Here is a 20,282-nt window from a genome sequence, read left to right on the forward strand (position 1 = left end):
TCTCAAATCAAAGATAATCTTCTCTGACCGGTGAAAATACATCCATGTTCACTACCTTTTGATTCCCAATTACCGCCAGATCATGATGGGCATTGGGCGGAATCCTGACCATATCCCCTGGCCTCATCACCATCTTTTCCTCTCCCAACGTCACCTCGCACTCCCCTTCCAGGATGCACAGAAGCTGTTCGTGGGGGTGGGAATGGGGAAATGGGGGGAATCCCGGCTCAATTGTGTTCAGCACCAGCATGACATTTTCTCCGGAAAATACCTGCCGGACTGCGGTTTCATGAAATGGTTTCTTTTCAATACTCTTCCAGTTTGCGATCTCCATCAATACGTTCTCCTCTCATCAGCTCATATTTCTCTGCGCCAGCCATTTGGGCATCAGCTCTTCATCCACCTTTTTCCTGACAGCGGGCACACGCTCCAGCAGATAAGCTTTCAGTTCCCTGCTCACATTGATCCCTCCCACAGCTCCGTCAAATGCCACCAGGTTCCGGCATCCGCTCATTTTCATGGTCAGATTCACTGCGGTGGGCAGGTCAGGCGCTATCAGGGAATCCTTCGTATATCCCGCGTTCTGCTCATCCATATCAAAGACTGCCTTCAGTTTTCCCCCCACAATGATGGATGGAATCTGGGCGGAAAAGAACCCTCCCGGGTATCCTTTACAGGAATAGTTGTTGATCATCGCTTTCAGGGCGCTGCTCACCTTAGGCACCTCTTCCATATTCGTCTTTCCATCCTCGTCGTAGCACTGTTCCGTATAGAAAGAATAAGGCGTTACCGGCTGATCCAGGTCAAAGGGGTCAATGCCGATCTGTAAAAATGCCGCGAAAATCAATCCGCCGGCGGAGACATAGGACAGGGGCGCATGGCAGTCCAGAACGGCAATGCATCCCACCTCCTCCAGCTCATTGAGAAGGGTGATCAGTTTTCCGTATTCTTCCAGCATCTTTTTGGTGGATCTTTCATTTAACAGAATCAGGTCATTGTCCGCATCCACACCCATAATTCCGTTGGGCGATACCTTTAACATGACGGAAAACAGCATCTTTTTCTGGACAAAATCCGATTCGTAGATGGAACGGGCCACGAAATTGCCTCCCCTTGGCCCCAGGTTGTAATGATAGGTGGAACGGGTTTCTATCCTGGCATAGGACATGCCGAAGGGCTTCATAATCCGGTCGATCACCCGGTGGAAATGCAGTTCCCTCACATCCGTGTTGTGTACGTGGATAATCCAGTCCGCGTCGTAAACATCGCTCAGGCCGTAAAGCGTTCCGATCTTGGTTTCTATGGGCACCCCCTTCATCAGAGGCGTAACATTCTTGGCTTTGCCGTTAAAATATGTATCCAGTCCGAATTTTTTAATAAACAGCTCGCTTTCCCTGTAGCGCAGCCCATTTCCGGCCCTCAGGCGGATATCCGACGTTCCGGTCCGTTTTTCCACCTCGTCCCTGATTGTGCGCAGAAGTTCCGCATAGGGTTCCCCTCCTGCCAGAGTGAAGCCATGGTGGGAGGCCAGGATATTGACGCTGTCCCCTGGTTTCACCTTTGAAAAATCAACTCCGGCCAAAGCGGTTTCAGCGGCGGCTCTGACCGATTCCCTTGTGAGGGGAATTGCGTCTTCCAATTCCGGAAACAGCTCCTTCATTTGAACGGATGTCATATCCGGCAGGTCTACAGCTCTCATGGCGATTTCTTCCGGAGCGATCGAATAAGGAGACCTGATCGGCGCCGCCGGAGTGATTGTACGGTTATTCATGTCCCTTCCCCCTTTCCAGCCCTTTTTCCACACATTTTTCGCAGAATTCTATATCATCTTTAAAATGATATTTTGAATCATATTTTTCTTTGACGCCTTCATCCATGGTCCACAATGTGGATGTCAGGCCATACCACTGGTATCCCGGCGCTTCGCCCGGGTCAATTCCTGCGGCGTTCAGCATACGGAGCGGTGTTTCCGCACAGCAGCATTTGCAGCCTGTGCGTATTCCCGTCATTCTTGCCAGGTCAATGGGAGTTTTGGCTCCTGCCAGTATAGCGGCCGCAACTTCTTCGGCCTTCGTCCTGGTGCAGACACAGATTTCCATCTTGGGATAAAAATGGGCCTTCAGGCAGAGCGCTTCTATCTCCCCCGCGTCAAACTCCGAAGGATCACAGAAAATGGTCCTTGGATGTTCCAGCGCCTCCATCGTCACGGCATCTTTTGGACAGTGTTCCACACAGGAAGAACAGCCCACACAGTATTCTTCTTCTAAAACAGGTTTTCTGTGCACAAAACATATGGCATCTGCCGGGCACACTTTGGAACACAGGGTGCACCCGATGCATTTATCTTCATCAAATACAGCTTTTGCCTTAATTACTTTCATGTCCTCCACCTCTCTTTTCATATTCAGATTTCATATTCGTGTTTCCATCCGCCCTTTATTTTCTGCCGGAGCACATTGGCGATTTCCTGAGCGGTTCTGTATTTATTAAATCCCCTGTCCAGATTGGACACCAGAACGTCCATGGCCATTCTCACCTCATCGTTTGGGCCCGGCAGGGATATAATCCTGGCGTTCCCGCATTCCCCGGCCGCGATTCGTATCCCTTCTTTTACATGCCGTCCCGTCCCTTTCTGATATTTCACCAGCCATGGGGTGGCCGCATAGGGATCTAACCGGGTAACCGCCTCAACTGTAAAGTCCTTATCTTCCGCCCCCACTCCTCCGGTGGTAATGATCAGGGAATATCCGTCGTCCATGGCCTCCTGAACCGCTTTGCATATCTCATCACAGTTATCTGATATCGGCGGCCTAATCACCGTGTCATATCCTTTTTCTTCCAGCACGCGGGCTATATAAGGGGAATTTGTATCCTTTATCATGCCGTTTTGAACCTCAAACCCCGTAGGAAATATGCACACCCTCTTCTCAAATGCTTCCCGCACCGTATTGCCCAGCTCATATGTATGATCCAGCACTTCGTCCACATCTTCCGGCTCCAGGGCAATCAGCCCGAGAACCCCGTTGGAATGGATGACGGACCGGCCGGTCAGCGTAAAACCGTCCACTTCTTTTAAGGCCTCCAGCACCGCCTTCTCCTTTCCCGCGATCTGTCTGGCATCCACCGTTTCTTTCAGGATATCCAGCGTTATATGATCCGGGCGCACATCGACCACCAGGACATTTTCCGTCTCCATGTCCAGAACCTGCGCCACTTTCCGGGCCACCTCGCCCAGGTCCACATGATCGATCACGATATTCTCAATCCAAAGCTCCTTTTTCTCCAGCAGATTCATGGTAAGGCCGGTTTCTTCTGCTTTTTTCTGGATGTGGATCACATCAAATTTCAAATCCAGCACAGGCGCGTCCACAATATCCCGGCCAATGCAGATCATATCAACGCCGGATTCAGAGAGGGCGGGAATCTGCTCAATTTTTACATTTCCCGCAAATGCAGTCTTCACTTTCCCCCTCATATTAAGGCGGTCCAGCGTTTTCAAAACCACCCCGATATCTTCTTTCTCGCCTGTATCGATCATCAGCACCGACGCCCCATGAGCGCAGGCGTCGGCCGTTTCCTGTTCCAGCATTCCCTGTTCATTCCTCAACTGGACGGCTATGGTGTGGCCTTCCAGTTTTTTTGCGGCATCCAGCGCGGCTTCTATGGATCCAAACATCCTGATATAATTTTTGTCCAGGTACACAAAAGGCAGTTCGGCAATCCTGGTTTTAACCCCCGCCTGACCGATCGCATGCCTCAGGGAATGTCTCAGCTCCACCGGCATCTTTTTAAAGGAACCGCAGACAATTTCAGCCCTGCCCCGGGCCAGGTCCACGGCGCGTTTCGCCGCGGTTGAAACCCCGGAAGCTTTGGAGATCAGGCCGATGATCCGGTCCTCCGCCATGGCGGTCTGTTTGGGCGTCCCGCGAAGCATCATGATCGTCTCATTGGCATGAACGAACATTCCGTCCCTGATATTGGACACCGCCTCCATACCCAGTTCCCGGGCCATATCTTCCGCCGCTTCAACCCCATATATGACGCCCTCCCTGGTATTGGATACTGCGGAAGTGACTGCCAGGTCCGTTATTTGTTCAAAAATGACATCGCGGATATCCGTTATGGCTTCTTTTTTATCCATCTGTCCCTCCTCGTCTAATTCCTGATTATCTCATCGCATTCCTGAAGGTGCTGCCTCATGCTGGCTCTTGCGGCATCGGCGTCTTTCTTCTTAACAGCGTTTACCACCTTCGCCAGTTGGGGGATGGCTGTATTTTCCGCAATTTCCAGGGTACAGCACCTGTGGTAAAATTTGACCATTACTGTGCTGATATCCCGGATCAACTGGTACAGCATCTGGTTGGAAGACGCCTTGGCGATCAGAAAGTGGAATTTCACATCCAGATCGATATACTCTTCAATCTGGATACCCGGTTTTTGCATCAGCCAGACAATATTCTCCAGCTCTTTCACCTGATCCGGTTCTGCGTTGACCGCCGCCTGTCCTGCCGCTTCTGTTTCCAACAGGATTCTGACTTCCATGATCTCAGTCTGCTTGATCGTATTCAACTGGATCATAATACAGAGCGGATCCACAAAACATCCCCGTACCTTTTCCACGATAAATGTGCCGCCGTTGCGTTTTTCGACAATTTTCGACGCTTCCAGCCCTTTTAAGGCCTCCCTCACCGTGGTTCTGCTGACGGCCAGCATTTCCGCCAGCTCCCCTTCTGCCGGAAGTTTATCTCCGGCATGCATTTTAGAAAAGATCATCTCTTCTATGGCGTCTTTCACCTTTTCGGAAACCTTCATTTTACCCGGTAAACCCACAATATTAATTTCCCTTCACTTCTTTTACAAGAGCTTTAAATGTCTTTATAAATTCCACCGCATCAATGCTCAGCGCCACCCCCGCGAATCCGTCCGCCAGGTTTTTCTTAGCCGCCGCCACATCCGGTGAAAAGCTGATGGCCGGTTTCCCCGCATCTCTGCATGCTTTCAGAATCCGGGAACGGGCCTCTAAAAAGTCAGGGTGGTTAAACTGTCCTGAAATGCCCATATCCGTGGAGAGATCATAAGGCCCCAGGAAAATGCCGTCGATATCGGGAACCTGCATAACTTCCTCAATATGGTTCAGCAGCCCTACCGTCTCACACTGGGGAATGATCAGCACGTCTTCATTCACCTCTTCGTAAAACTCATTCAGCCGGCCTGCGCTCTTTAACGCCCATCCTGAATTTCTGGCGTAAGGGAAACAATGCTTTCCTTTGGGCGACAGCCGCCCCTGCTCTACCAGAAGCCGGATTTCGTCCATGTTCTCCATACAAGGAACAATGATGCCTTTTGCTCCGCAGTTGATCATTCTATGTAAGGAAGGCCGGGTATAATCCGGCACCCGGACAACCGGAGTGATGCCCCCAGTTTCCGCCGCCCGGATATAATCCATGGTATCCTGAATGCTGAAAGGCCCGTGCTCCGTATCGATCACTACAAAGTCCAGACCGGCCAGGCCAAGACATTCAATGGATGTTCCTCCCCCCAGCTGCGCCACGGTTCCTACTACGGGTTCTCCCCTCTGAATCTTTTCTTTTAATTTGTTTGCCATCTCTCTTCCTCCTGAATACTATTGATAATATTGTTAGAACGTAACTGTTCAGTAGGTCTGCGCATTTACTGCGCTGATCGTACAAAAATGTGGAATTGCGAGCAAAAATCCCATCGCCAAAGGCGATTTCAAATGGATTTTTGCATGTAACTGTGAGGGTACTGAACAGTTACATTAGAACTTAATTGTCTCCCGGCCTCTTAAATGTTCCGGGGCCTTGTAACAGGTTTTCTAATACAGCTGCTCTTTTTGCTTTCTTTTTGTATTACAATTTATATTTTAATTATATAATTATAATACTTTATATGCGTATATTACAACATCGCGCTGATAATGTCAACATATTATGGGCATTTTTCCAACATAAATACTATTTTTATTATGTACATTTAATAATTGTATTATAATAGTGTTCGGATTTTCTATTTAATTGATACAAAAATACTATTGATATCATAAAAATCATATACTATAATGAATTAAGATCGAAACGCAAATCTGATTAACTATTTTTATCCTACCGCAATATCATAAAACATTTGATTGGCAAAAAATGGAAGCCGCAGCGGACCATCATTTGATTCTGCGCCGACGGCCCTTTTCATTTAAGCCCTTTCTCATAACAGAGTGGAAATTGGAGGTAATTATGGCATCGAAAGTTAAAGTGGCAGATAAATTGAAAAAAGAAATGCAGGATATGATTCTTAAAAATATGAAGCCGGGGGACAAACTTCCCACGGAGTCGGAACTTTGCATCCGGTTCAACGCCAGCCGCACATCTGTCCGGGAGGCGCTGCAGGCATTGAGATCTTCCGGGATACTGGAAAAAAAGGGCGGCGGCACCTATGTCACAGACACCTTTGACGAATGTCTGATCAGCCCGCTCATGGCCATGCTGCAGCTCAATCTGACAGAGGCCGGAGACCTGTTGGAGATAAGACGGATTTTAGAGACGGAAACAGCCGGTCTGGCTGCCAGACGGGCCACAGAAGAAGATATCCGCCAATTGGAGAACATCGTCTGGATGATGCAGAAACCGGATATCACGCTGGAAGAATTTATCGGCCTGGACGTAAAATTCCATATGGCGGTGGCCCAGGCCAGCGGCAATTCCGGGCTGCAAATCCTCATAAAGAACATCACGTCAGCGCTGGAAAAAGTCTACCCGCGGTACTGCACCCTGGAAATCGCGGAAAATTCCGCAATTCCGTTGGAACGGGAAATCGTCCAGGCCATTTGCCAACATGATTATGAAACCGCAAAGCAGAAAATGGCCCGGCACCTTTTGGAAAGCGGCCTGAATGCGGGGATTGACGGGCAGGAAGAGGATATCCAATCCGGGGCGGAATAGGAAGAGCGGCAGATAAAAACAGCAGTATTCCGAAGAATACTGCTGTTTTTATTGTCTTCTTTCTATTTATTGTCCTCATTCCATTGCCCCTCATCTGATCTCCCGTTCTTCCGCCACAATCTCAGCTTCCGTATTCTGCTCCACGAAATCAACGATTTCATCCATCACACTGTCGGCCTGGGCGCTGTGGGGTACAATGGCAGCCACGCCGATCACCAGGATCTGATGGACATCCTGCTCTTCTACTTCAGCGGCGGATACCTGGAATTTATTCCGTATCTTCGCAAGAAGGCTTTTTATAATCATCCTCTTTTCTTTCAGGGAGTGGACCCAGGGGGCGTACAGCCTGATTTTTAATACTGCTATTTTCATCTTCACCTCTTATTTTCCTCTTGTATTTCCGTCATCTATTTCTAAAAATCAAGGATGTTCCGGAAAAAAGAGTTCATCAACTGTCATATCCAGTTCCCGGGCCAGGCCAAACGCCAGCGCCAGCGTCGGATCGTACTTGTTATTCTCAATGGCATTGACTGTCTGCCGGGATACTCCGCATTTCTTAGCCAGATCTTCCTGCGACAATCCCTGCTGCTTCCTTTTTTCCCGAATATTGTTTTTCATGTCACTCCTCCGTCACGCCTCCATGCCGGAGCATTTCTTGCGCGAATACTGCGCTTCTAATCTCCGTACTTTTTCTTAAATCCAAACAGCAGGACACAGTAGATTATGGCAGTGGATGCCAGAATGATGAATGGATTTATCCCTTTATAGCCGCGGAAAAAGCTTTCAACGATGCAGACGACAAAATATCCCACCATCCCCAGCAAGGTATAGGTGCTGGTTTTCCCAACGATCATCCTTCTTCTCTCATCTCCCTGTTTTATCAGTGAAATGAGCATAACCAGATCCATAATGATTACTGCTGCCAAAAAGATACCGAATAAAATAAGACCTGTCATAATAACTGCTCCTTTCCAAATATTTCACCATATCATATGTCAAATACTTTTGACATTTTAAGTGTAACGGACGGAGGATAAAATGTCAATAGTTTTTGACATTTTTCCTCCGTCCCTTAAAAACTGTTGTTTGTATTTTTCTCATGAACCTGCTGGTCGATCTTATTGACCGCGTTGAGATACCGGATATGAATCCATTTTTGCAGCAATTCACAATCCCTTTTATCAAAGACATGATATAAAAGAGTAGAATTTTCAATAGTTTTATTCACATCATCCGGCCCGTCAAATGCCTTTGTGATCATCACATCAATATATTCCTTATACTTAGTCAGCATTTCCACCATGCGGTGATAAGGGCTGCAGGAATAGATCACGTCAAATGTGGCGCTGGTTTCCTTAAACGCCTCCCCTTTCAGGCCCGCCTTTAAAAATGCGATTTTACGCTGGGTAAAAAGTTTAACCTCTTCAATCTCTTCCTGGGACGCATTGATCAGGAAATCGCTGATGATCGCATTTTCCAACATTTCCCGGATTTTGGCGATCTCATACATATCGTTTTTATCGATGCCCACCACAAAATAGCCTTTCATATCCACATGCTTAACCAAATGATCCCGTTCCAGCATCTGCAAAGCTTTATTTACATGAAATTTGTTCACATTATATTTATTTGCCAACTGTGTCTCAACCAGCCGCTGGTCACGATGAAGTGTATTATTAATAATTTGTCTGCGCAAATCCTGATAGATAAAATCAGTCATAAAGAAGTTCTCCCCGAGTGTCTTTTTATCTTATTAATAGTATATCATGGCCTGGCCCTTGTCAACCAAAGGGAGGGTTCTCCCGCGCACAAGGGAGGATTCTCCCTCATACAAAGTCATTCAAAGAGCACCGGCAGTTAATCAGCAGTTTCAAATCCATAGAGCATATCATACATAACTGTTTTTTAGTAATTTTACACATTTTTCGTCAAAATATATTGATTTTATTATACATTTTATCTTGACTGTGCCCTTTCAGTATGTTAATCTGAAATTAAATAGTTAACTATTTTATAAAAGATAACTATATGTTTTTAGACCAGAGAATAGTTAACTGTTTAACCTATAAAATATCATTCTAATAAGGAGGGGCAGTTATGAGAATCACGGAAATTTACGCTGAAGTTGTCAACGCTTCGATTTACTCCAACTATGTTTTCGTCATCGCAAAAACCGACGAAGGGGTAACGGGCTTTGGCGACGCCACTTTAGACGGACTTGAATTTGAGGTCGTTGCCGCAGTACGTAATATGGGCAGCAAATTAATCGGAAAAGATGTGTTACATGACAATTTAGAAGTATCAGGCGACGGCGGCGGCCTGATAACGGCAGCGGCGGCATCGGGAATCGATATCGCCATGTGGGATTTAAAAGGCAAAGCCTTAAATGTTCCGGTATACCAGCTTCTTGGAGGCGCCAGGCGCAAAGAAATTCCGGTGTACGCCTCCTTTAACAGGGCCATCAAAGACCGGACGCCGCAAGGCTTTGGCGAATTTGCCAAAGAGCTGGTCAGCCGCGGAAACCGGGCGTTAAAATGCCATCCATTTGACGGCGTATCCTGGAAAACGCCTCTTGAAAACCAGAAGAAACTGGTAGATACCGGCTGCGAACGCTTCATCGCCATGCGGGAAGCCGTGGGGGACGAGATTGCCGTCGGCGTGGACGCCCATTGGAGATTTGACATGAAAACCGCCATGTATGTGGCCGACCGTTTACGGCCCTATCATCCATTCTGGATCGAGACGCCGATACCGGAGAAAAAACCTGAATTGTTACGGGAATTCCGCATGAAATGCGGCGTTCTGGTGGCAGGCGCAGAGATGCAGGCTGGCGGCGACGCCATTTTACCTCTGCTCAAAAACCAGGCTCTGGATGTGTATATGCCGGATATCCGCTACGTAGGCGGAATCACCGGAATGATGAAGATGAATTCCCTGCTGGAGGCATACGATGTTTTGGTTTCCCCCCATAATATGTGCAGCGTGATTACCTGCGCTTCCAGCCTGCATGTGTCCGCTGTTATGAAGAATTTTATGCATTTGGAATACCATCCGGCGGAAGCGCCCTGGCTCCGTGATTTCTCTGATACCTACTGGGATGTGAAGGACGGTAAATTTTCCATTCCTGAAGGCCCTGGTCTGGGCGTAAATCTGGACCTGAATCTGTTGAAAGAGCACCCGTATAAAAAAGCCCAGCCGTTAAGGCTTAATATGCTGGGCGCCTGATGATTTTATGAAACCCGGGGGCATTTTTCTAAATGCCCTGACCGTTTTGCGTTCGTTAACAGGAGGGATTTTTATGAGTAAGCGTATGATCAATATATTAATCGGGCCGTTTCTTTTCTTCGCCATGCTGGCAATTCCATTTCCGGGCCTTTCCTATGAGATGCACGGCGCAGTGGGCCTCCTTTTATGGATGCTCTACTGGTGGATCACACAGCCGGTGGGGCCGTCCGTCACATCACTTCTTCCTATTTTAATCGTCCAGTTTTTTAAGTTAACACCCACAGCTTCCATTTTGGGCAATTATTTCAGCGCGACCATCGTTCTCATCATGAGCGCCAATATTATCACCATCTGCTGGACCAAGTCCGGGTTCGACAGGCGGCTTGCGCTGAACATCATGCTGAGAGTGGGCAACAACCCCAAGGTGCTCGTTACCATGTGGTTCATACTCTCCGTCGCCCTTTCTTCCATGATTGCAAATGCAGCCATTGCCGCCGCATTTCTCCCCATCGTTTTAACAACCATCAAAGCAATCGGAATTGAAGATGATCAGATAAAAAATTCAAACTACGCCATGGCGGCTCTGTTTGCGGTGGCATGGGGTTCCAACATCGGCTTCGGCACGCCTCTTGGCGGCGCCATGAATCTGGTTGTCGTGGACCTCATCCAGAAGTACACCGGAACGGAATTCATGTACTCCGACTGGGTTGTGCGGTGTATCCCGCTGACCATCTGTGTCGCCGCACCCATGCTTTTCATGATCTTAAAGACTACTCACATCGAATACAAATCACTTCCCGGCACCAAAGAGATTTTCCAAAAAGAACTGGATAAACTTGGCCCCATGAAGAGAAGCGAACTCATCGGCGCATTGCTGTTTTTTGTATCATTCGGACTGTCGATGGCCCGCCCGCTCTTCTCCTCCCTGCTTCCCACATTTACACCTAACTACATATTCATGCTGGGCGCGCTGCTGACCTTCGTGATCCCGGGCGAAGACGGCGCTCCCATGTTAACCTGGGGATACGCCCAGCCCAAGATCAAATGGGGCGTTCTCTTCTTAATCGCAGGCGGGACTTCCCTCGGCAACATCATCACCCAAAGCGGCGTTGGCGGCATCATTTCCGATGCGCTGGTTCCAATCGCCGGTATCAGCCCATTTATCGCCATTGTGGTTTTCTCCATTATGGGCTGTTTCTTCTCCAACATCATGATGGTTACCGGATGTACTGCCCTGCTGGGCCCGATTATCATAGACACCATGTTAAAACTGGGCCAGAATCCGCTGCCGTATCTGTTCATCTGCTATGCGGCATTTAATATCTCCATCTGCCTGCCGTCCTCAGGCGCAGGGCCTGCTATGGTGGCGGGATATGGCGTTGATCTTAAAACTATGATCAAATGGGGGCTGAAAACCATTCCGTTATGTTTGGCTGTGACTATTGTCATAGGGTATTTGATCTATACTTTTATACCTGGTTTTTCTGCTATTGGTATATAAAGTTTCGGTTAAAAGGAAATTTCTTTGTTTTTTGTTGTTAGAAAACTCCGAAAGTCTGTCTTAACGGAAATTTCTATGTCGATTTTTGGGTTTTATTTCCGTTTCATTGGCTTTACGGAAATTCCGATGCTATAGTTGACCTTAAAATTTCCATTTTGTCAATAGACGCCAAAGAGAAGGAGTGAACTACATAAAAAAAGCCGGATGGTACGGTAAACGGCATAGCCGAAGCTATGCCGTTTACCGCCAATAATCGTTCCTTCACCGCCCGCCGCTTTCCAGCGCCTCTTTCCCGCCTCCTGTTACAAATGTTTCATCAAACCAGCCTGATCTTCACCCCGCCGAACAATTCCTTAACCATCTCCGGCTCCACATACCCCACCTTACTGAACTTCGCATTGCAGATTCCGCAGGCCATAGCCAGCCTCACGCAGTCCTCGGCGGAATACCCCCGCTTCACCCCGATGCAGAATCCAGCCACCGAGGCGTCGCCGCTGCCAATGGTTGAAACCACCTCTTCTTTGGGAATCACCGCCTGAAATATCCCTTTTTCATTCAAAAATATCCCGCCGGATTCTCCGGTGGAGATCAGAAGATTTTCCACGCCCAGTTCCAGCATCCGTTTCCCTGATTTAATGATATTCTTTGCATTTTCCTCCTGGGTTATGGAAAACAGTTCCGACAATTCGCTGAAATTCGGCTTAGAAAAATAATATCTGCCTGGAAAGGATTTTTCCAGATAAACTCCGGTGGCATCCAGGATGCATTTGCTTCCATGCATTTCACAGATCCCGCTGACTTTCCGGTAAATGTCCTCGCTCATCCCCTTCATGGGAATTCCTGAGCAGATCACCATGTCTCCCCCGCTTAAATCCCCTTCCAGGGCATTCAGAAACTGCCGCTCCTCATTTTCCCCCACTTCCGGGCCGGGTTCCGTGATCTCCGTTTCCTTCCGGTTTCTGTTGTCGATAATATTGATGGTCGTCCTGGTTTCCCCTGAGGTCTGAAATGCTTTAAATTCCACATCATACCGCTTCATGTCCTCTGAGACCAGCCGCCCGTTGCCTCCGCCTATAAATCCATAGAGGACGCAGTGTTCCCCCATCAAGCTCATAACCCTGGCGATGTTAATGCCCTTTCCCCCCACATAAACCTTAGGCGGAACTTCATAAAACTTGGTTGCTGCGCGGAAGTCATCGATGTAATACATGCGGTCAATCACTGGATTTAAACAAATTACCCGTATCATGCTTTTCCTCCTCACAGCAGTCAGTATCGGTTGGCGCTGTCCAGCACTTCTTTTATTTTATGTTCCACCTCTTTTTGAAACGCTTTTGTCCCCGGCCCCAGATATTTCCGCGGATCATAAATATCCGGTTTCTCGTTCAGGAACTTTCTGACCGCAGTGGTGAATACCAGAAAATTGTCCACGTCCATATTCACCTTCCGCACCCCCATTTTCACCGCTTTGGCAATGCTCTCTTCACAGCAGTTCCGCAGATATTCCACCTTTCCGCCCTGGTCGTTGCAGGCGGCAATCAGTTCCGGAGGCAGGGATGCGGCCCCGTGAAGCACATAGGGATAATCCGGTTTCTGTGAAATGATCCGTTCCAGCAGGTCGAAATCCAGAGGCAGATAATCATCTCCTGCCACCCCTCCGTGGGAAGTCCCTACGGCAACCGCCAGGGCGTCACATCCGGTTTCCGATATGAACCGCCGGGCCATTTCCGGATCGGTAAACACCGCTTTTTCCGCAAAAACCAGATCCTCAAATCCCGGAAGACATCCCAGTTCGGCCTCCACCCACACATCCCTCTCGTGGGCATATGCCACAACTTCCCTTGTTTTTGCTGCATTTTCTTCAAAGGGAAGGTGGGAGCCGTCGAACATCACCGCCTGCACTCCCGCGTCTATGGCCTCCTTGCAGGCTTCAACGGTGGAACAATGGTCATGCTGGATGAATACGGGAATGTCGTAGTTTCCGGCCATGCATTTGATCACATCCACGTAGGATTTTAAATGTTTCACATAGTTTCTGGCTCCCATGGATATCTGGATAATGGCCGGTGAGCGCTGTTCTTTGCAGGCTTCCAGAACCGCCAGAATCCCCTCTATGGAAAATGTGTTAAATGCCCCCAGCCCGTAATTATGCCGGACCGCATCCTGATATAATTCTTTTGGCGCTTTCAGTCCCATTTAATTAACCACCTCTTTGATTTCTTCTATATAATTTTTGATTTCCTTCAACACTTCGTACAGATTCCCCGGTTCGTTAAACCAGGCATGGCCCCTGCCTTCAAACAGGCGGATTTTCACACGGCCTTGTTCCTGTTCTGCCGCCCGTTTCATGGCCTCGCATTGCTGAAGCGGCACAATGGAATCTTCACTTCCGTGGAGCAAAAGCAGGTTCAGCCCTTCTTTTCTGCGGCATACAGGTGACGATTCCCGCCATAAATCCCTGTCATATCCGCTGTTTAAATAGGCCTCCACATGGTTTTGCTCTTCCTGATTCCGTTTATAAAAGTCTTCCAGGTCATAAATACCGTTTAAAAATATACCGTTCCTGGGCTGGAAACATAGTTCCGGTTCCAAGCCATACTGTTTCAGAAGCCATTTCTCAGCCATCATAGCCATTGCCCCGATGTTGGCGCCGGGAGAGCCGCCCGCCAGGCAGACCCATTCCGGGCAGATCCCGCAGGATTCCCTGTGATCCCAGATCCATCTGAGCACGCTCAGGCAGTCGATCACCGGGGCGGGATATACGTGTTGGGGAGCTGTCCGGTACTGCATGGTGACGCAAAGAGCTCCTGTGGCCATGGAAAGCCAGGAGGCGGCGGCGAAAAACTGATCTTTGTCGCCGCCCACAAATCCCCCTCCGTGGACAAACACCAGGGCCGGACGTTTCCCGTCTCCAATCCGGTTATTGAAAATGTCGCAGACCACTTCATTTCCATCCAGTCCGGCAATTCTATAATCCCTCATAAATGGCCGGGATGCCAACGTCATGTCATCCACTATTATTCCACTCCTATTTCCTGCATCGCCTGTTCCAGGTACTGGAGTTTTACATAGTCCTCCGGCGGCACATCATACTGGGGATCCAAAAGACCGGCGTCTAAAAACATGTTTTTGATGGTGTCATACCATTTCAGCATGGTTCCGTCTTCCGCCAATTCTTTTATTTCCTTGTTATTCAGCCAGTTCGTCTTCTCCACCACCAGATAGGCGGTATCGTAATCCGTATTTATGTAATCAGCCACTTTCTGAACCGTATCTTCCATGTTGTTATAGCGGTCTTCGGTACCTTTCAGCCAGGCTTTCAGGAAACGTACCACAACGTCTTCATTTTTATCTAAAAACTTGTTGGTGGTGACCCAGCTGTTGGTGAACACCGCGTCGGGGAGAAAATCCTTGGAACCGCTGATGGTCAGCACCTTGTCTTCTCCCATCTCTTTCCTGATCTGGTCCGTATAAGGGGCTTCAATGGAAATGGCGTGGATCTGGCCGGTCATAAACGCCGTCACTTTACCCGATGCGTCCATATTGATCATGTTCACATCTGTTTTTTCCATGCCGTTCAGCTTCAATGCCATGGAGAGCACCAATTCTGATGTGGTTCCTGCGGAAATGGCCACATTTTTCCCTTTAAGATCAGCCACCGACTGGATGTCTCCGTCCGCCTTCACCATGATTTCCCCGCTCAGATCAGTGCTGTCCAGGGTCAGGATGGCGCACTGGCCCTGAGGGGCGAATACATGGGCTCCCACTCCCAGATAACCGATATCGATATCGCCTGAAGCCATGGCCGCCAGTTCCGTTGCCCCTGAGGTGAACTGTACCAGCTCCACTTCCAGGTTCTCTTCTTCAAAATAGCCGTTGTCAATTGCGTTCAAAATGCCGCCCACGCCTGTGATGTGGGGATGAAAGGCGATTTTTATCTTGGCCCGTTCCGGTTTGGAGGCGTTTTCCGCCGACGGCGAAGAGGCCGCCTCTGCCTTTTTCTCATCCGTTTGGGACGCTGCCTCCGTCTTTTTTTCGTCCGCCGGAGACGATGCGCCTGGAGCCTGCGCCTCTGTTTTCGCTGCCGCGGAATTTCCCGCTGTCGTGGAATCTCCCACTGCCGCTGCGTCTGCTTTTTTGCCGGAACCGCAGCCTGTAATCCCAAAGGCCATGCCTGCCAAAAGACCAACTGCCAATACTGCTGCTAACTGTTTTTTCATAAATAACTTCTCCTTTTCATTTATTTGAACTGTTACAACTGTTACATTTATTTTGCATTTTGCAGATATTCTTTATAAACCTTATTCCATATGCTGTTTTTCATCTCGTTGAATTCCGGGGTCAGCTTTGTCTCCTGATTTCTGGGATAGGGGAGGTGAACGTCCACGATCTCCCGGATGCGCCCCGGACCGGCGCTCATGATGATAATTTTAGTGGACAGCAGAACCGCTTCCTCCACATCATGGGTGATGAAGAAACAGGTTTTTCTCTCCTGCTGCCAGGTGTTGAGCAGATTTTCCTGAAGCTGGGCCCTGGTCTGGGCATCCAGCGCGCCAAAAGGCTCATCCATCAAAAGCACTTCCGGGTTGGTGGCATAGGCCCGGGCAATGGCCACCCGCTGTTTCATGCCGCCTGACAACTCTTTTGGAAATGACGATGCAAACTTTTCAAGCCCCACAATCTTAATGTATTTTCTGGCGGTTTCCCGGCGTTCTGCCTTGGGCACGCCTTTCATTTTCAGGCCGAACTCCACATTTTTCTCCACAGTGAGCCAGGGATACAGCGCGTACTGCTGGAATACCACGCCTTTTCCCTTTCCCGGACCGGTCACCAGCTCCCCTCTGACCCGGACGGTTCCTGTGGAAGGCGGATACAGGCCGGCAATGATGTTCATAAGCGTGGTTTTACCGCAGCCGGAGGGCCCTACCACACAGATGAATTCATTTTTATCAACGGTTAAATTCACTTCATCCAGGGCTAAAAACTGGCCGTCTCTCTTTTCAAATGACTTGGTCACCCCGGAGATTTCGATCTCAAACTTCCCCCTATTTTCAGATGTCATTTTATTTCACCTCCTGCCAGGATGTCAGGCGCTTTTCCAAAAAAAGAACCAGCTTATCGAATAAGAAGCCGATAATTCCGATTATGATGATGCCCAGCAGCACCACATCCATTTTAAAATACATGCCGGCCTGCTGGATCATGGTGCCCAGGCCGCTGGCCGCGCCGGTCAGCTCGGCGGCAACCAAAGTGGTCAGGGCCGATGCCAGTCCCAGGCGGACGCCGGTCAGGATATAGGGCACAGCCGCCGGGACCACCACATGGATGAATATCTGAGCGTCGTTGGCATCAAATACCTTCGCAGCCTTAATCAGGGTAGGGTCCACATTTTTAACTCCCTGATAGATGGTCACAACCATGGTCAGGAACACAGCGAAAAATATAATCATGATTTTGGCGCTGGTTCCGATTCCGAACGTAGCAATCACAATGGGGATCAGGGCAATGGGAGGGATCGTCCTCAGAAACTGGATCCACGGCTCCACAATGACCCGGAACCCCTCGTACCATCCCAGCAAAAATGCCACCGGTATGGAGAAGACAAACCCCAGCATAAAGCCTCCGATCACCCGGATCAGGCTGTCCCGGATCTGTATGATCAGATATCCTGACTGAAGATTGGACGCCAAAGCCTTCATCACTTTCGGCGGAGATACGATCACGCTTTTAATATCCGGCATGGATGAAATAATACACCATACAATAACCGCGGCCGCCGCCGATATGAGCAGACAGACCGTGTTATACACCCCCTTGTGACGCAATTTTAATTTGTTCATATAAACCTCCTCGCTTAATCTGGTTTCATCGTTCCCTGCCGCCGGGGTGGCGGACGGACATCCGAATTCGTTTTATAGAAATCGTTTTCTATAAGTGCAAAGATAAGAATTATCTTATCTTTTTCACCGACCCCCTCTCTTTGATCTTTGAATCCAAAATAATCTGTGTACTGTATGTATTTTTACCGGCCAGAAGCCCAGACAGAATCTCTCCTGCCCGATGCCCCATCTCAAGGCTGTCCTGATCCGCGCTGGTTATCTGGGGGGTGATATATTTGTTGCATTCCAGGCGGCCGAAAGCCACCAAAGAAACATCGTCATACACCTTCAGTTCCAGTTCCCTTAACGCCTGGAGCGTCCCTTCCAGCATGATATTGTTGGCACAGTAAATGGCCGTCGGCCTGTTTTCCTTCTGCATAATCTCCATCACATAATCATAGGCCTGGCGCTGGCTGAAATTGGAGGGGCTGATAAATGCCTCCGAAACAGGGATTCCCGCATCAGTTATGGCCTGCTTAAACCCTTCCAGACGGCTGCTTCCGTTGGGATTGGTCAGAGTGACATTGACGATGCCGATCCTTTTGTGCCCGTTATCGGTCAAAAGCCTGGTCAGTTTGTAGGAACATTCAAAGTCCTTCCACAAAATCTGGTTTGTGGTTATATTTTTAATGGTACGGTCCACTAAAACTACCGGTATGCCAAGGCTTAGACACTTCTGGATCTTGTCTCCGTCAGAATCCGAACTGGCAATCACCAGTCCATCGATCCTCTTCCCAACCAGGGTGTCGATTAATTCCCGCTCTTTCTCAATATTTCCCCCCGAACTGGCAATTACCAGATGGTATCCCATCTTGGAAACCTCGATCTCCAGCCCTTTGGCAATTTCCATGAAAAAATGGTTGGACAAATCCGCAACCACCAGCGCAATTAAATTGGTTTTATTGATCCGCAGACTGCGGGCCACCGCATTGGGATGGTATTCCAGCTGCTTCATAACAGCCTCCACTTTCTCCCGCACTTCCTGCCTTACAGGATAGTTGCCGTTAATCACCCTTGATACGGTTGATATGGAAACGCCTGCTTCACTGGCTATGTCTTTGATCGTTATCTCTTTCATTGTTTATCCTCTTAGAAATCGTTTTCTATTTTTCTTGTTTTAGAATACTATTATTTCTTGCTGTTGTCAATATAGTTTGTTGTTTTTGTGATTTTTTGATAGAAATCATGGTTTGTTTTGTATAGATTGCATAAATGAGTTTACGGTAACGTTTTCTATATTCTGTTTGTCTATATCAGGGGTGGGAAAAAATGCGGAGCGCAGTATTATTGCTGCCCTCCGCTTATTCGATGTATATTTGTCTGATATTCGTTTGTACGATGTACGTTTGTCTGATGTTCATTTATTCGATGTTCGTTTGTCCAATGTTCGTTTGTCCAATGTTCGCCTGTCCGATGTTCATTTGTCTGATGTTCGTTTGTCCAATGTTCGTTTGTCTGATGTTCATTTGTCTGATGTTCGTTTATTCGATGTTCGCTTGTCCGATATTCGTTTGTCTGATGTTCGTTTATCCGATGTTCGCTTGTCCAATATCCGCTTGTCCAATATCCGCTTGCCCGATATCCGTTTTCATAGCCTGCCTGTTTTCATCTTTATGGTTCGTCATTTCCAGGGGAAACCGGCTTGCCGGACATCACTTCGTGTTCTTCTTTAATCTCCTGGTAAAGCTGGTAAAATGTCCACTTGCTGTTGCTTTCCGTCAAAACCGCTTTCAACGCGATCCTGGTGAGGCCGGCTTTTTTGATATGCTGGAGAAGCACATCAATGTCCTGGCCGGTAAAATTTTTAAGAACCAGCACTTCCTCTTTAATGACCGGAAGTTCACCGGCTGTTTTCTGTTCTTCAAATCCGGGCAGTCCGGCCAGATAGCCCACCTGCTGGGTCACCTGTTCGGGAGCGATATTTTTAATGCGGATGCCCAGACGGACGAAAATACCTTTTAATGTATTCACCTTTGGTGTTTGTTCGGGAGTATAATATAAAACAGATTTCATCAATGCTGCCATTGGTCTGCCTCCTTACTACTTTTTTAACAGTATAACACGAATTATCATTTTCGCAAGCCCCGTTCCGCGATCCCTTTCAAATTATACAATCGTTCGTAACAGGTCAGACGGCTCATCCCGCATCAATAATCCGCCCACCAGGATGAAATACTCGGGCAGTCTTCCTTCCTCCATCCACAGAAGCTGCAGTTTCATATATTTTGTAATAGTCAGGCCCACATTGCCGCCTAAAGCCTCAATGGAATACCGCATTTTTTCCGGTTCCCTGCACGGCGCTCCATGGGGCCTGGTACATCCTATTTCATCACATTCCATACAGTGACCGGCCGAAAGGGCTGTACTCTGGGGGTGTTCGGCTTCCATTTGGGCCAGTTCTGCGCTCATTTTCTGTTTTTCAATGCGCATCACCGTTCCAGTGATTTCCTGAAGCTGTTCTGCCGTATAATCCGCCTGTACCATTTGGGGAGAAAATATAATTTTTCTTGCCCTAAGATACAGGGTGTCATAAGAGTTCCAATAATCCTCCGGCGAGAAATCAAAGGGCGGGCAGGACCAGATGACGCCATAATTCCGGCATTCCTTGCAGAATTCCAGAAATTCGTCTACATTGACGCAGGTTTCTACATATTCTTTTACCGGCACTTGGGCTTCATAAAGTTCTACGCGGTAATTATTTTCCAGATCCATCCGTAAACC

Annotated in this window: 22 protein-coding genes; 3 read left to right on the forward strand and 19 right to left on the reverse strand. The window is 48.3% G+C overall.

What is annotated here, in order from left to right; translation table 11 throughout:
- Nucleotides 1-7 precede the first annotated feature (7 nt).
- The 6 genes from GPL15_RS01665 to GPL15_RS01690 are packed head-to-tail and all read right to left on the reverse strand — an operon-like array spanning nt 8 to nt 5,605.
- Nucleotides 8-334 (reverse strand): cupin domain-containing protein, encoded by a 327-nt coding sequence (locus GPL15_RS01665; protein ID WP_215695320.1) that lies wholly within the window; start codon nt 332-334, stop codon nt 8-10.
- Nucleotides 335-352: 18 nt separating this feature from the next.
- Nucleotides 353-1,771 carry a hypothetical protein gene (locus GPL15_RS01670; RefSeq protein ID WP_215695322.1) on the reverse strand — a complete coding sequence of 473 codons (1,419 nt, stop codon included), beginning with the start codon at nt 1,769-1,771 and terminating at the stop codon, nt 353-355.
- Nucleotides 1,764-2,381, reverse strand: a complete 618-nt coding sequence (locus GPL15_RS01675) for a 4Fe-4S dicluster domain-containing protein (protein ID WP_215695324.1) — start codon at nt 2,379-2,381, stop codon at nt 1,764-1,766. The genes GPL15_RS01670 and GPL15_RS01675 overlap by 8 nt, the downstream gene beginning before the upstream one ends.
- A 23-nt stretch (nt 2,382-2,404) precedes the next feature.
- On the reverse strand, nt 2,405-4,141 hold the full coding sequence (locus GPL15_RS01680; RefSeq protein WP_215695325.1) for a molybdopterin-binding protein: 1,737 nt from the start codon (nt 4,139-4,141) through the stop codon (nt 2,405-2,407).
- Nucleotides 4,142-4,155: 14 nt separating this feature from the next.
- Nucleotides 4,156-4,830: a FadR/GntR family transcriptional regulator gene (locus GPL15_RS01685; RefSeq protein WP_215695326.1), complete on the reverse strand. Its 675-nt coding sequence runs from the start codon at nt 4,828-4,830 to the stop codon at nt 4,156-4,158.
- Nucleotides 4,831-4,834: 4 nt separating this feature from the next.
- Nucleotides 4,835-5,605 (reverse strand): aldolase/citrate lyase family protein, encoded by a 771-nt coding sequence (locus GPL15_RS01690; RefSeq protein WP_215695336.1) that lies wholly within the window; start codon nt 5,603-5,605, stop codon nt 4,835-4,837.
- Nucleotides 5,606-6,251: 646 nt separating this feature from the next.
- Here GPL15_RS01690 and GPL15_RS01695 point away from each other — a divergent pair.
- The gene (locus tag GPL15_RS01695; RefSeq protein ID WP_215695337.1) at nt 6,252-6,956 is read left to right on the forward strand and encodes a FadR/GntR family transcriptional regulator; all 705 of its coding nucleotides are present in this window, start codon (nt 6,252-6,254) and stop codon (nt 6,954-6,956) included.
- Between the two features lie 90 nt (nt 6,957-7,046).
- On the opposite strand, the gene GPL15_RS01700 is transcribed toward GPL15_RS01695, so the two are convergent.
- The 4 genes from GPL15_RS01700 to GPL15_RS01715 all read right to left on the reverse strand — a co-directional run bounded on the left by GPL15_RS01700 (nt 7,047) and on the right by GPL15_RS01715 (nt 8,676).
- Entirely contained in the window at nt 7,047-7,328 is a 282-nt protein-coding gene (locus tag GPL15_RS01700) for a DUF503 domain-containing protein (RefSeq protein ID WP_215695339.1), read from the reverse strand.
- 48 nt (nt 7,329-7,376) lie between these two features.
- Nucleotides 7,377-7,574 (reverse strand): helix-turn-helix transcriptional regulator, encoded by a 198-nt coding sequence (locus GPL15_RS01705; RefSeq protein WP_215695341.1) that lies wholly within the window; start codon nt 7,572-7,574, stop codon nt 7,377-7,379.
- Between the two features lie 56 nt (nt 7,575-7,630).
- The gene (locus GPL15_RS01710) at nt 7,631-7,912 is read right to left on the reverse strand and encodes a hypothetical protein (protein ID WP_215695343.1); all 282 of its coding nucleotides are present in this window, start codon (nt 7,910-7,912) and stop codon (nt 7,631-7,633) included.
- Nucleotides 7,913-8,028: 116 nt separating this feature from the next.
- The gene (locus tag GPL15_RS01715; RefSeq protein WP_215695345.1) at nt 8,029-8,676 is read right to left on the reverse strand and encodes a GntR family transcriptional regulator; all 648 of its coding nucleotides are present in this window, start codon (nt 8,674-8,676) and stop codon (nt 8,029-8,031) included.
- A 377-nt stretch (nt 8,677-9,053) separates the two neighbouring features.
- Between GPL15_RS01715 and GPL15_RS01720 the strand changes: the two genes are divergently transcribed.
- Together GPL15_RS01720 and GPL15_RS01725 are read left to right on the forward strand one after the other, a co-directional pair.
- Nucleotides 9,054-10,181, forward strand: coding sequence for a mandelate racemase/muconate lactonizing enzyme family protein (locus tag GPL15_RS01720; RefSeq protein ID WP_215695347.1), 1,128 nt, complete (start codon nt 9,054-9,056; stop codon nt 10,179-10,181).
- Nucleotides 10,182-10,254: 73 nt separating this feature from the next.
- Complete coding sequence (locus GPL15_RS01725; RefSeq protein ID WP_215695349.1) at nt 10,255-11,682, forward strand: SLC13 family permease; 1,428 nt, start codon at nt 10,255-10,257, stop codon at nt 11,680-11,682.
- 316 nt (nt 11,683-11,998) lie between these two features.
- On the opposite strand, the gene GPL15_RS01730 is transcribed toward GPL15_RS01725, so the two are convergent.
- The 9 genes from GPL15_RS01730 to GPL15_RS01775 all read right to left on the reverse strand — a co-directional run bounded on the left by GPL15_RS01730 (nt 11,999) and on the right by GPL15_RS01775 (nt 20,273).
- Nucleotides 11,999-12,931, reverse strand: a complete 933-nt coding sequence (locus GPL15_RS01730) for a hexose kinase (RefSeq protein ID WP_215695351.1) — start codon at nt 12,929-12,931, stop codon at nt 11,999-12,001.
- A 20-nt stretch (nt 12,932-12,951) separates the two neighbouring features.
- Nucleotides 12,952-13,878, reverse strand: coding sequence for a class II fructose-bisphosphate aldolase (locus GPL15_RS01735; RefSeq protein ID WP_215695353.1), 927 nt, complete (start codon nt 13,876-13,878; stop codon nt 12,952-12,954).
- A complete protein-coding gene (locus GPL15_RS01740; protein ID WP_252198033.1) occupies nt 13,879-14,688 on the reverse strand; it encodes an alpha/beta hydrolase in 810 nt (269 codons plus the stop codon).
- 11 nt (nt 14,689-14,699) lie between these two features.
- On the reverse strand, nt 14,700-15,902 hold the full coding sequence (locus tag GPL15_RS01745) for an ABC transporter substrate-binding protein (protein WP_215695357.1): 1,203 nt from the start codon (nt 15,900-15,902) through the stop codon (nt 14,700-14,702).
- Between the two features lie 47 nt (nt 15,903-15,949).
- A complete protein-coding gene (locus GPL15_RS01750; protein WP_215695359.1) occupies nt 15,950-16,744 on the reverse strand; it encodes an ABC transporter ATP-binding protein in 795 nt (264 codons plus the stop codon).
- 1 nt (nt 16,745) lies between these two features.
- Entirely contained in the window at nt 16,746-17,522 is a 777-nt protein-coding gene (locus GPL15_RS01755; RefSeq protein ID WP_215695361.1) for an ABC transporter permease, read from the reverse strand.
- A gap of 109 nt (nt 17,523-17,631) precedes the next feature.
- Nucleotides 17,632-18,639, reverse strand: a complete 1,008-nt coding sequence (locus tag GPL15_RS01760) for a LacI family DNA-binding transcriptional regulator (protein WP_215695363.1) — start codon at nt 18,637-18,639, stop codon at nt 17,632-17,634.
- A 533-nt stretch (nt 18,640-19,172) separates the two neighbouring features.
- Nucleotides 19,173-19,586, reverse strand: coding sequence for a DUF3783 domain-containing protein (locus GPL15_RS01770; RefSeq protein ID WP_215695367.1), 414 nt, complete (start codon nt 19,584-19,586; stop codon nt 19,173-19,175).
- 81 nt (nt 19,587-19,667) lie between these two features.
- Nucleotides 19,668-20,273, reverse strand: a complete 606-nt coding sequence (locus tag GPL15_RS01775; protein ID WP_215695370.1) for a DUF2284 domain-containing protein — start codon at nt 20,271-20,273, stop codon at nt 19,668-19,670.
- Nucleotides 20,274-20,282 lie beyond the last annotated feature (9 nt).

This window comes from Clostridium sp. MCC353 (assembly GCF_018785315.1).
Lineage (GTDB): Bacteria > Bacillota > Clostridia > Lachnospirales > Lachnospiraceae > CHH4-2.